The 13489-nt window shown below is 51.7% G+C and carries 5 protein-coding genes and 1 pseudogene; 1 reads left to right on the forward strand and 5 read right to left on the reverse strand.

The genetic code is table 11. The annotated features are described in order from the left end of the window. Positions 1-187: 187 nt before the first annotated feature. The 5 genes and pseudogenes from IE099_RS00310 to IE099_RS21120 form a co-directional block, all read right to left on the reverse strand. Entirely contained in the window at positions 188-658 is a 471-nt protein-coding gene (locus IE099_RS00310; protein ID WP_189566216.1) for a hypothetical protein, read from the reverse strand. A gap of 2 nt (positions 659-660) precedes the next feature. Next, positions 661-6462: an RHS repeat domain-containing protein gene (locus IE099_RS00315; RefSeq protein ID WP_189566218.1), complete on the reverse strand. Its 5802-nt coding sequence runs from the start codon at positions 6460-6462 to the stop codon at positions 661-663. A gap of 195 nt (positions 6463-6657) precedes the next feature. Further along, entirely contained in the window at positions 6658-7593 is a 936-nt protein-coding gene (locus IE099_RS00320) for a HEAT repeat domain-containing protein (RefSeq protein ID WP_189566220.1), read from the reverse strand. A 27-nt stretch (positions 7594-7620) separates the two neighbouring features. Beyond that, entirely contained in the window at positions 7621-10548 is a 2928-nt protein-coding gene (locus tag IE099_RS00325) for a LamG-like jellyroll fold domain-containing protein (RefSeq protein WP_229809325.1), read from the reverse strand. Positions 10549-10599: 51 nt separating this feature from the next. Continuing rightward, positions 10600-11886: pseudogene (locus IE099_RS21120) on the reverse strand (LamG domain-containing protein); the annotation flags it as partial. Between the two features lie 643 nt (positions 11887-12529). Here IE099_RS21120 and IE099_RS00330 point away from each other — a divergent pair. Further along, on the forward strand, positions 12530-13459 hold the full coding sequence (locus IE099_RS00330) for an ROK family protein (RefSeq protein ID WP_189566224.1): 930 nt from the start codon (positions 12530-12532) through the stop codon (positions 13457-13459). Positions 13460-13489 lie beyond the last annotated feature (30 nt).

Consider the following 13489-nt stretch of genomic DNA (forward strand, 5'->3'; position numbering starts at 1 on the left):
ATAATAGGCTTGGGCATGACCGGGGGGAACTTTGACGCGGGGCCGTCTCATTCCAAAATCCTGCCAAATCTAGCCCTCCGCGTCAATTCTCTTTGTAAAGGGTCAGGCATTTTTATTCTAATTCTTTGGAAGGGGTCAGGCATTTTTATTGATGGGTGCCATTCAAGACTGACCCCAGCGAAGCACCTTATTTTGCCTTCGAATCGGGATTCTTAACCAAAGGTATTTCTTGTTGTATTTTCGTAGCTACCGTTTGAAAAAATTTCCACAATCGAGAATCTACCACCTCATTCTCTAATTTCCCAAACTCTCCATTTTGAACCTTAAGCAAAAACTGACTCAATTCACCTTCTTTCTTTGCAGACAAGGTAGGATGAGAGATACTTTTCCACTTTTTAAAATGAAAAAAAGTTGGGACAGAATCTGAAAAGCAAAGAAAAAATTCGGTGGTAATTTCACTATCCTGCACAAAACCTTCTGCAATTATCGGAATATTTTTGCCTGCAGTAAAAACTCGGACATGAGTTTTCTCATATTCACTTTCGATTTCGATTGTTTTAAAAGAATAGCCTGCCTTATCCAAAAACGAAAAATCCTGCGCCGCACTAAAGTTACTGAATAGGAGGCCCGCCAAAAAACATATTCTCAAATATTTCATAATCAATCAGGAGTTTCGGTTGTTGAATCCCAGTGCTCATCACAAATCCTATCAAGTTGAGACTGAGAAAATTCGGCCGTTCCCTCCACTGCTTTTTCGAAAAACTCTCCAAGGTCTTGATTAACACGTTCACTCAACTCAAAGACCGTCGCCCAATCAATCTCAATATCATCAACGCTATTTGCAGCTCCTAGAGCGTTTTGGAGTAGTTTTAATTTGCCTATAATTCCAGGTGAAGCTCTAAGTAAAACTGGAAATTCGAATTTGGGAACAGAGACTTTCTTTACAACTGGTGACATTTCCCACCAGTACCAGTAAATTGGTTCAGCGTCCCAGCAGCAGGTACAGCGTTCGCATTTAATTGTTACTTCAAGTTCGCCACCTATCTCAAAATCAAGACGGAAGAATCCAACACCTCTGATTTTTCGGTCATTAAACTGTTTGATAATGTCGGCAACAGTGCCTGGCTTTTGGTCTTTAAGATCCTGTAACGTGTTGGTCAGTCTAACATTGTCAATTACGAACTGCACCACAGAGATCGAACCTCTCATTGTATTTCTATCGCTTCCCGCGCAGCGTTCACCTTCACAAAACCCAAGAAAATCCCATCGATCTAGACCGCTATTGCTTATGAAATTATAAAGATTAATTCCACCGTATTCCTCGATAGGGTCCCTACTTGGCCATCTCCCCGTCACCGGGTCATAATAACGATAGCCGTAATAGTAGAGTCCAGTATTATAGTCCCTATGTTTCGTTGAAAAACGAAATCGGAGCCATTGATTCAAGCCATTATTCCCCTCATTCACCACGATACGCCCAAAAGAGTCATACTCGTAACGGGCATCTGTGTTTCCACTGCTATCGAGGTATTGGCAAATGTTCCCGTTGCCATCGTAAACGGGATAGTAATCATCCTGCATGACGTTGCTCCCATTCCTGAAGCCCACCGTTAGAAGCCCACCGACTCCGCCTGCACCTTGCGTGCTGCCACTAAGGTCGAGTCCCCATGTATAAGTGCGGGCCAGAGTCTCAAGTCCCACACTCGTAAGATTTCTCTGTGCAATCAAATTCCAGCCATCATAGTAAAAATGCATTTCCAAATTGTCGCTTGAGCGACTTCGGACAATACGCCGCCCCAAGTAGTCGTAATCGTAGAAAAAGGTCTCGCCGCCAACCGTTATGGAAACCAGCCGATTCTCCGCATCCCACGTCAAGTCGGTCGCTGCCGCAAAATCGGGATTATCCTCGTCCTCATACTCGGTGCCAGCCGCTCCCGTCTCTCCCGGCACGACCCCGGAGGTCATATTCCCGTCGTTGTCGTAGCTCGTAGTGCGTTCGAAGGGCGTGGAGGTGTATTCATTGACTCCATTCGCGACATACTCATCCAAGTCTTCAGGCTCCTCGGGCCCAGTAAAAGACGTGACGCGATTGCCAATGGAATCATAGCGATAACGTTCATCGTTACTTTCGTAAGCACTGTCCCAACCGGCACTTCTGACTTGACCCAGGGAGTCATAACTCCAACTCACAAAAGGGGCGGTAGACACAGGGAAGGCGCTGCCCGTGCGATCGACCCGAGTGCGTTGACCGATGTCATTCACGGTGTAATCATACTCGGAAACGGTGACACTGCCAGTATTTTTGACGTTTGACTTGGTATCGAGAACGTTACGATCCCCTTCCCAAGTATTTGTGACGGTGTGCACGGGCCCGGCGACTTCTTCAATGAGCCCATAGGAATCGTCCTCGTAGCCATAGATGAAGTCAGCACTTCCCTGCGGCACGCCTGCAGTCAAGGAGGGATTGTGCCAAACCCGATTCAAGCGGCCAGCAGTATCGTAACCATAGCCCACCTTATGATCCGAGCCAAGCACGAGGCTTTGAGGACGAAGCAAGTCATCGTAGTGCCGCGTTAAAGTCCGAGAAACTGAGGTATCCTGATAAAGTTCCTCAGAGGTGACTTGGAAAGTGACAGGATCATATCCATAATCCGCATGGAGCTCCGCGCTGTTAAGGACGGTCAAATCGCTCCCGCGGTAGATTTTATCCAACTGACCGAATTTGGTGTAGGTGTAAGCGAGGTCAGGGGTCTCGTAACCTCCGTTGGCGGTGCTGTCGTTGTAGGTTACGGAAGTGAGCTGGCCCTCGTCGTAGCCGTAGGTGGTGGTGAGACGGGTTGCAGAGTTGGGCAGGGTCCGAGCCCACTGGCGGGTCTCGAGACGACCCGCATCGGTGTAAGTGTAATCGGCACCTTTGCCATCGGCATCGCGTTTGTAGTCGAGCCAGCCCCGAGTCGGGTTGTAGCTCCAGGTGCTGGTCGCGGAGGCATTTGCTTCGGCGGTGCTGAGTCCGTCCGAGAGGTCGAGAGACGAAGCGTCTTGCCAGGTGCGAAGCGTCGTCATGCGGTTTTGCTCGTCGTATTGGTAGAAGCGTGGGTAGACGCCGTCTCCCCAGGTGGCCTTCACCTGCCCGGTGGGATAATAACTGGTGTGGGTGATGTTGTCGAAGTCGGTATTGTCCGGCGTGCCGGATGGGTCCTCAGTGTCGGGAGCATCGACTTGGATGCGTCGGCCGAGCTGGTCGTAAGCGTATTGCGTGAGTCGGCTGCCGGCGTCTTTCATTCCCAAGAGGTTGCCTGATGGCGTGTACCCGGTACTGGCTACCCCGCTGTAGGTGGTAACACCGGTTCGGGAGTGGTTCGTGGTTTTCACCCGTCCCAGCAAATCGTAGGTATAGGTGGTGGAAGTGAGGTTGTCCAAACTATCATCGTCAGCTTCCTTCAGTTCGACGCTGTTTAACAGGCCATCCTTGTAGGTGCGCCGGGTGAAGGTGGTCGGGCTGGTGATCTTCTCAGTCCATTCCCCTTTCGTCGCGGAATAGATCCTCTTCGTGGTGGTTACCAATGAAGTCGAGGCATCATTCGGAAAGCTCTCCTGGCGACTATACATCCCATCCCCGGAGCGGAAGGACTTGGAGGCGACGACCCCCACCATATCTCCTGCCCCGATCACCTCGGTAGTGGTCTCCAAGCCGTTGTAGCCGTCGCGAGTTACGGCTGCGGTGGTGGTCTTCGTGTCTTGCGATCCCGCGTGCCCTGGAATCGCCCGAGAGATGGTTTCGTGCTCACCCTCGGAGTTGTAGGTGTAGGAGGTGACCACCCCATCGGGGTCCGTTACAGACTGAAGGCGTCCCCATGACCCCGCAAAAGCACGGTCTGCGTGATGCACCTGATTCCCATTATATCCTGAGGTGTAGTAGGAATAGGAGGTAAAGACGGAGGGAGACGAGAAAGAGGTTCGAGTCTTTCTTCCCGCAGTATCATACAAGTCTTCGGTCCACTCCGAGACGATCTCGTCTCCATTGCCGTCGTATTGCAAACGGATGGAGCGAACTGTGCGCGGAGAGTAATCATACTTAATATCTGCCACGGCAGTGCCCTTTACCGAGTAGGTCCTGCCGTCACAGTAGGTGGTGACAACCCTCGTGCCTTGGAGAGAATCCGTGGTGGTCGTGACTTTGCCAAAACCATCAACTCCATATTGGGTATCGATGGTTGTCTTCTCCAAATTCGAATCGCCGTCTTCATCGGCGGTCCAGGACTCTAGCACCAAGCCGTTGACATGCCGAACGGTCTTGGAGAGCAAAATCTCTGTTGTCGTTCCAGAAGCTTCGGTCAGATACCCGCTCCGAACCACTTCTGTAATGATGGTGGGATCCCCGTTTGCGGTTTGTCCGCCATAGATTGTGTAAGTCGTTTCAAGATTCCAGTCGCCAGACACCACCCTCACCGAACTGGTGCGCTTCAGTTTGTCTTTGGTGGTGATAGTTTCGACTCCGTTCGGACTGGTTTCCGAGAGCAAACCGCAACAACCATATTCCCGGAGTCGAGGATGATCGACGTCCCCGTTCTCGATAATCCTGGTCGGTCTTCCCTGGGCATCAAACTCGGTCGCCTCCCAAGAACTCAGGAGCTTTCCGGATTCAGAAATTTGTTGTTCTTGGGCGACACCAGCGGCGTTGAAAACGGTGATCTCAGTTGTCCCGGACGTGATATCGGGAGTATCCGTGATATCAGTAGTGGTCGTATAGGCCCCTCGTGTCTTCGTCACTTTGTAACGTCCCGTTACCCCATCATGGTCATTAACGTAGGAATAGACTTCAGCGGTTCCGTCAGGAAACTTTTTCCAGGCCAAGCGCCCCGCATCGGGAGAATTGGCCACCGAACCAAACGTCGCAATGGTGGTCCGGCCTGCCTCGGTAATGCGCTGCTGCAGCCTTAATATGGAAATCGTAGGCTGATTGTGTCCCGGGGGTGCCTGCGTCGTAGTGACATACTCCCCGGTAAACGGGCTGTAGATTCCTTCGAGGTGATAATATTTCCGCTCCTCGGAGGATACGACGGTTCCCCCAATGGTGACCACTTCACTGATTGAAGATTTATCCGGGCTGGTCAGGGTGGTCAGGCGATAGTTGTTCAACTCTTCCCCTTCTTCTGGAAAGTCTGTGGTGAAAGGCTGGTTCCCGATTGGCTCATAAATGCGTTCGTAGAGGAGCGTGGTGACCTCCGGAGTTTCGCCCTCGCCAGGAAGAACAAACTCGTTTCCATTGGACTGAACAATACCTACGGAAGTCGAATACTTGTGGACCTGCCAACGACCGTCTGGATGATGCACAAAGTGCAATCGACCATGTGTGTCCACATTGCCCGGGGTGGACATGTAGCCGTAGCGAGTGGTGAGTGGCTGGTCAGTATTGTATCCCCGAGTGTGAGCAACCAATCGCTTGACCCCTCCAAAGTAACGATGGCGAAGCAGCTCCTGGGAAGCGATGTAGTGAGAAGCCGGAGTCGTGTTCAGAGAGGGAAGCCAAACAGTTTTCACAAAGGCACCGTCAACAGTGTCTAGAAAGGCGATTTCCTCGCGAGGTCCGTCGCCTTGCGCGGTCAATGCTCCGGTCGGGGGAGTAAAATAGACGGTCTTGCGAACGCTTAGGCCGGCCTCAAGCATACCGATGGCAGGAGGAGTTTCACTTTTTGCAGTTGGCAAATCATAGCGAATGTAGCGCTGCTGGTTGTTGCTTGCGCCATCCTTCCAGACACTATGAACATCAACAAAGCGGTAGAAGCCCGGCGTCGGATTGCTCACGGTCACAGTCTTGGTCACAGCCGTATCCAGAGGGTCGAAACGATTGGTCGGCTTCCGGTGGTAATACTCTAGCTTGAATCCTTCATCGGGAGCAGAAAGCTCGGAAACCACCACCCGGTATTGCTTGGTCTTGAACTCCCTGACCCCGGCAGCAGGTCGGTCAACCTCCATATACACCGCATGATTGTAGGTCAGGATCTCCTCTGGGTCGAAGATGTCGGGATGGGCCCGGCTGACCCGCATGGTCGCATACGATGGCACCAGACCGCCCGTGGTGGCGGCATTGAAAAATGACTCGTTCTCCTTCCAGCTGGCAGGCAGGTCTTCCTCCAAACTATTGACGCCACCAGCATAATAGAACGAGCGATGATCGGCTGGACGAGGACTGGCAACATCCCCTAGAAAGAAGCGGACTTTCATCGCCGCGCCCCCTCCATTCGCGGCGGCGACAGTCAAGTAGGGTTTGCCTTGGGCAGCATTGGCCAAGTCAGCGGGATAGAGGTCCTGCCCTCCCCCGTCAGTATTGGCAGCCATGTTGGTTGGGGCCTGCTCTCCGGTCTGTTGAGTCTGCGTTCCCGGAGCCGAGCCATCGGTCTCGCCTGGCTCGTCGTCGTCTTCCCCACCGGCATTCTCATCGGCGTTTGTTTGGTCATCCACGGAATCACTATCGTTCCCGCCAGACTCTGAACATCCACAACTGCTGCAAGTGCTGCAGGCTGGCGATCCAACTGGAGGATTCGTCGCTTCCAATTGAGTTGCCCAAAAGAAGCAGGACAAACTCAGTAAAGAGATGGTTGCAGTTTTCGGGTAGAAAACAAATTTCGATAAAAACGGTTTCATGAATTAGGAGAATTAGTCAGTTGTGACAGAATAGTTTTTGAGAGCCGCGGCGGCGGCGAAGCGGACTCGCTGGGAGCTTTGTGCCAGCTCAAGAAGAAAGGGTTTGTCGGCTGAGTCGGCAAAGTAGCCCAGAGCGGCCACACTGCTGAGTTGAATGGAGGGATTGCTTGAGGGGTCCTTCGCGAGTTCGCGAACCACTGGAAGAAGGGAAACGAATCCCATGCGCCCTGAAGCCTGAATGGCAGAAATCTGATTGGCGAGGGTAGCCGGACGCTCCTGACTTGCGATGGAGAGAAAGATAGCCTCGAGGGAATCTCGATAGGGCTCCACGAGCTCGGGGCGCTTGGAAGACAAGTCACAAAGAGCCATCATCGCGGTACCCGTGACTTGCTCAAATGCTTCGCGCTCCCCCTGCAATAGGGCCAAGTAAGACTCCATGACCGGATCAATGACGGTCTGCTCAACTTCGTGCGACCTATCGCCAAGATAAAGTGCGAGGTGTTGCGCGGAGTAGTCACGCACGACAGGGTCGACATTGCGGTCGGCCATGAGAGCAGCCATTTCAACCGGGTATTGACTCCAATGAAATCTGGAGTCCCGGAGCACCTCCATGATCTCGTTTTGCAAGGTATACCAACGAGCCGCGTTGACGGTTGCCGGAGCGGGTTCTTTGATGATTTGAAAAAGAGAATCGAATTCCTCTGGAGACAAATCAGAAGGCAAGGCCCTCACGGCCTCGATTTGCTCTTCCAACAAGAGCTCATTTCTTAACAATTGCCGAACCAAGTGAGGAGTCGGAGAACCGCTTTCTACCGCCGATTTCTTCTCCGTGAGCACGACGGACCGGGCCGCAGGAGCAGACGCCTTTTTCAGTTGAAAAAGAAGCGCAAGAATCACCACCGATAGCGAGGCTATGGTCGATATTAGAATGTGACGGGTCAGGTTCATTTCTCGAAGACTCGGATTTGCGCTCGATTAATTGGTGCTGCCCCAAATCTTGACGCCGTCAGCATCAAAGACCTTGGAGTAATGGCAGGGGGCGCCGAGACGGCCGGCAGGGACTAGAAACTCCAGATAGATGAGTCCATTTTCATCAAAATCAGAAGCAGTCAGGGTCTTGAAAGTGGTTCCGTCCGGGAACATCACCCCCCCGGCAAATATCGTGATTTCCACGTAGGCTCCCGGAGGAAGATGCGTGACCAGGAAAGGAGAAATGACTTGAAACAAATCATCTCCAACTGGGACCGCATGGTCAAAGGCATTGCGCAATCCGTCAGAAACACCCACGACATGAACAAGTTCCTGATCAAGGATCGGTGCGGCATCTGACATCCGAGCGGCGGTACGATGAACGCCAGGAAACAGCCCCCCTAGCCCGGCTTCGCTGCCCGACCCCGTCCCTAAACTCATCAATTCATCAATTCGGATCTCTCCTCCGGAATCCAGAGCCAGTTCGGCCTCGACTCCCGGGAACTGAACCATTCGGTAGCGCTCCTCGCCCAAACCAAGATCAGGTTGCAACTGAGCATCCTGAACATAGACCGTCAGCGTATTTGATTGGCCCTGTGGATGCGACCCGGAAATCACATAGGTTCCAGCTTGGGCAAAATGCTCGACATGGGTTTCGGCTGCAGGGAAAGAGTGAACCTCTCCATTGATCGAGAGTGACACCGTCGTCCAATCCCAATCCTGAATCCAAGCCCCCAACAGAAGATCTGAACCAACCGGAATGGTCAGTGAACCACCATCCAGAACATTATAAGGAGTCCAAACGATGACCCTGTTCTCAGCAATGCCAAGGTTCTCGAACTGGGCAACGTATCCAATTGCCTCGTTGCGCTGAAGAGGAAGCTGAGCAAACCACTTGGAGTGCCCCGGACCCGCTGAAGAGGATGCGAAGATTCCCTCCATTCTACCGTGACCGGCCCTCATTTGGTCTTGGAGGCGAGTTTGAAAGCTATCGAGACGGGTGTAGAAACCCGGAAGCATATTGTCCCACTGCTGACTATTATACCGCATCGAGCGATTGGTCTCTCCTGACCGAGTAATATAAGTCAGATCAACCAAGTTTGGGCTAGAAGCCACCCCTTCAACAAACGCGGGGGAAGTGTGGGTGAACGTGACGTGGGAAAAGAGATGACTCCGCTCCTCCAAGCTCTGCCTCACCCAATCGACAATCCCATCACCATCAGCATCCAAACCCCCTGGAGTTACCACTTTGATTGAAGTGACTTCGAGAGTCCTCCGCGCCGTGTAGTTATCTGCGAAGAGACTCAGCTGATGACTCCCTGCAAATAAGTAGGGAGTGAGGATCCGAATGGCTCCAGAATCGCCTTTTCTGAAAGTCATTTCTCCCCGGAGAACTTCGGTTCCATCAATACCGATCTGGACAGGGAGAATCTCATCCGCCCTCAGATCCCCTCGAAGGAAGCCCTCCACTTGGAGAACCCAAAATCCGTCGGAAGGAACAGAAAAATCCCAAACGGCCTCGCCACGGAAGGAGGCCCCCACGACTCCATTCCCTCCAGTCGCGATCCACTTCGTCCCCAACCCTGAGACCGAAGCAGGCGATATGTTGGCCACCAAAGTCTCAGAGGAAACATCCGAAACCGCAGGATCTGACCCATAGGTGCGAACTTCCGCCAAATCACTGAGACCATCTCCATCCGTGTCACTATTGGTTGGATCACAGCCATAGAGATACTCTTCACGATTCGTCAGCCCATCGGCGTCAAAATCACCATACTCGCCCTGACGCTCTGCGTCGCTGCGACCATTGTCATGAATATCCAAGCCATATTGAAGCTCCCAAGAATCAGGCAAATAATCGTCGTCTGTATCCTCGTTCTCAAAGACATACGGCCGAAGGTATTCAGTAGGAATGGCCTCTTGTTGCCCCCCTGGTCGCGCCCATGCGAGACTCAGGTGAGAGGTCAAACCCCGATTACGTTGCGTTTGTAGAACGTCAATATAGTATCGCTCCCCTTCCTCCAACCAAATGAAATCACTGAGTTGGCTCGAAAACACGTTCCAGATATTTCCCCATCGAATATCAATCCCAGTGGCATTTCCATTCTCTGGCGAGAGCATGGCGATGGGCCTTTTGGTATACTTCTGAGAATCAGGAGAAAGTGAAAGCTCCACGCTAACTTGCCCGGATACCCAAAAATGATAGTAGCCCGTTTCCGGGGGGATAAGATAACCGCGCAAGTGAGTCGAACCGGCGTTTGTAACAAGAGCTCCGGTCGAGGAAGCAGGCAGAAAGTCTCCAATACCGGTCAAACCAGCAGCGTGAAATTCTCGATCTCGCGTGAGAGTAACAAGAGAATGATCTCCTGCTCCCACATTGCGGTGGTCGAATCGCAGGAACCCCTCCATTTCGACCGGTCCAACTGCGTCTGGAGCAAGTGATTGCCGATAAAGCGAATCCACTTCCGTCGAATCTAATGCTTCAGAAAGAATAACGACATCATCACAAAGGCCTTCGAAATTTCGGGAAAGGATGTTGCGATCACGCCCAAGCATCCACTTTTCAATGTCAACCACCCCTTGAGGAGGACTGGGCGACGATGCCACTTCGACTCCGTTTAGATAGAGCTTTTGAATTTCACCAGATTTCCAAACTCCGACGACATGATTCCACTGCCCGATTGGACAAGAATAATCAGGCCCGGTCAGACGTTTGCTCTTCGCCCGAAATTCAATGGGATTTCCTTCCCCATACCCTGAAAGTAGAATTCCAAAGAAGTCAGCACCGAGACTCGAAATCACTGCTGAGTTTTCGTTCTTCTTAAACGGATTGACCCATGCGGCAAGAGTCAGCTCATCGCTCCCTTGTTCTGCCCCTACCGCTAACGGCTCACAATCGCGGTCACCATCGTAATAGAATGCAGTTCCAGCCACTCCCTCGAACCGAGCTCGAGCCCGGTACAACTTTCGCACAGAATAATCACTCAATGCACTTGGAAACAAAGTCACCTCATCAAGTGCTCCATCAAAAAACCTTCCCTCCATCAATCGATCGCTACCTAGAATCCAATCTTCAACGCTTACGGTTCCTCCTGGAGGAAAAGAATGTTGGGCCACCTTCTCACCGTTAAGGTAAATCTTCAGGGATTCTCCGGACTCCCAAATCCCAACTACATGAGTCCACTCGCCTATGGGGCAACTGAAGTCAGGGCACACCACAAACTGCTGTTTGGCCGAAAACTTGACCGGAAAACCGACTCCTTCATTCACAGGGGCAAATGTGAAACCAAAATGATCGTTTCCCGTTGAACCAACAATTCCCTCCCTCTCGCCCTTGCTAGTAGGCTTAATCCAAGCTGATAACGTAAGCTGCGTTAGACCATCACCTATATCCGTATTTTCAACCCTAACGTAGTCATTGATTCCGTCAAACATCCGCGCCTGATCGTGTATCCCCTGCACGGACTCTGTGTCCCGATTCATATCGTGAAGCACAGCGTGATTGTCTGACCCACTGAAGTCGGCCACTCGGCTTCGTCGATCGTACTGCACCCCATCAGAAGCCCACCCCGTAGGAAGGTCATTTCTCTCATCAAACGGGTAATGAAAGAGAGCGTCTGAAACATGGTTCTCTAATAGTACCCTAATCCCAACATGCGTCCAATCTGCATTCCCATTTCCGAGCGAATCGATCACAAAATCCAACTCATCCCCCTCCGAAACCTGACATGAAAATTGAGAAACAAGGTGATGAGACGCCTGAGAAAGCAGAAAAACATTCTCGAGCAGGCCATTCTTATAAAACTTGAAAGCCTGATTATTCACACTCTGCTGAATCTGCTGACAATCTACCTGAACAACGACGTCCCCATAGAAATCACTCGTCCACCTTCGAACTGCAGGCTCGGTAGAGCTAGGGGCAATTGCATACTTACCAATCCGAGGATAACCCGAGGAGTCCCAGATTTCTCCCAAAGCCCCGATCCAGCTATCGACCCCTCCATAATAAGTACGCCAAGTCCCTGACGCGACAAAACTGCTCGAATCTCCGGGCGCAGTATACCTACCAAATTGCCACTGCCCATCAGGCTGCAAGCCGTCCGCTTCCCAAGCCATAGAAGAATCGGCAATCACTCCGAATGGCAACTCTTGGGCTCGCAAATTCCCTAAGAAACAGACAACGCAAAAGCTCAAAAGATAACTTTTCGCACGAATCGCTAAAAAGGCATCTTCACTACCTTTTTGTTTCCCGGTCAAAAATTGGAATTTCATAGTAAGACATTTCCCGACATCACGGCGACGCCTCGATAGACAACTAAATATAGAACCGGACAAGACAAAAAGATGAAAAACAAGTTAATCAAAACATTTTTATTTTTTTCGTCCAATTTTCGATTTCAACCTCAGTTAACTTAATCCCTCTCTCAGAAATAGCCGAACTTCCACATAATTACACCTACTACAAAACCACTTCGTCGTCACCCACCAATATCAATTCAAGAAAATCCAAACGAAAAAAAACAAAACCGAAGGCAACATGAAATCGAACTTCCATTACCCCGAGAAACGGTCAAATACATATAAGAAACCTTTCCGACGCTACCTACAGCTTCGGATCTACCCTCTTAGACAAGGTGAATTCACTTCGTAAACAGCTTAGACCCGGCATCTACTCGCAAAGAAAGGAGTATAGCAACGGATTATCAGCAATGCAGGCTGACTCCGAGACTGAGACTAACACTTGCCCTGAGCGGCAGCTGGAGTGGGTCACCCCACAACGATAGTTTGCGTCACTAGTATAACCAGTAGCAAGCCGCTCAAGCCTTGAGGCTCAGACCACAAGCCTGCTGCCAGCCCCCCGAAAGAGGCCTTAAAAAACACTCCCACTCTTCCCCTTACTCGCTAGAGTCGCGCCATGAAACAGGCTATCGGCATCGACTTCGGAGGAACGACCGTGAAAATTGGCGTGGTGGAGGGCTCGCAAGTTCTCGACAAAGCACCGCCCATCGCGACTCAGGATTACCTCGATGCCACGACCCTCATCGACGACATCGCGCGCACCGTTCACACCCTGCAGGAGTCTTTTCCTAACATTTGCGCCATCGGAGCCGGAATGCCGGGCTTTGTCGACTTTCCCACCGGCCGGGTTCACAATCTCACCAACGTTCAGGGATGGAAGAACGTCTTTCTGAAAAAGGAGCTCGAAGACCGACTCCATCTCCCCGCCACCATCGACAACGATGCCAACGCCATGGCCTATGCAGAGTGGAAAGTGGGAGCGGGTATGGGCATGAATCACCTTGTGGCCATCACTTTGGGTACTGGAGTCGGCGGTGGCCTCATCATAGATGGCAAGCTCGCCCGGGGGGCAAACTCCGTAGGCTCGGAGCTTGGCCACGTTTCCATCAACTACAAGGGCCGGACGGGCCCCTACGGCAATCATGGCGGCTTGGAAGAATATATTGGAAACAACGAAATCGTAGCCCGCGCTCGCGAGCTCTATCGCGAAGCTGGCCATCGCCTTTCACTCGACGACTGTTCCCCCAAGACACTTGCCGAGTCCGCGCAAGCCGGCGACCCCATCGCGCTGTTAGTCTGGGACGGGATTGCCGAGAAACTCGCCTGTGCCCTCACCTCAACCGTATTTCTTCTCAATCCGGAGGCCATTATCATCGGCGGAGGGGTCTCCAAAGCGGGACCACTTCTCTTCAAGCCTTTGCAGGAAAAACTCTTCTCCCAAATCGGAGACCCTTTCAAAGAGCACCTCCAAATTCTCCCCGCCCATTTTGGTAACGAAGCCGGTATGCTCGGGGCTGCTAATTTGGCTCTGGAGACTTTCGAATAAGATAGGTCCCTCGTTCAACCTGACAACCTC

The sequence above is a fragment of the Roseibacillus persicicus genome, from assembly GCF_014651675.1.
In the GTDB taxonomy this organism is placed as follows: Bacteria; Verrucomicrobiota; Verrucomicrobiia; order Verrucomicrobiales; family Akkermansiaceae; genus Roseibacillus; species Roseibacillus persicicus.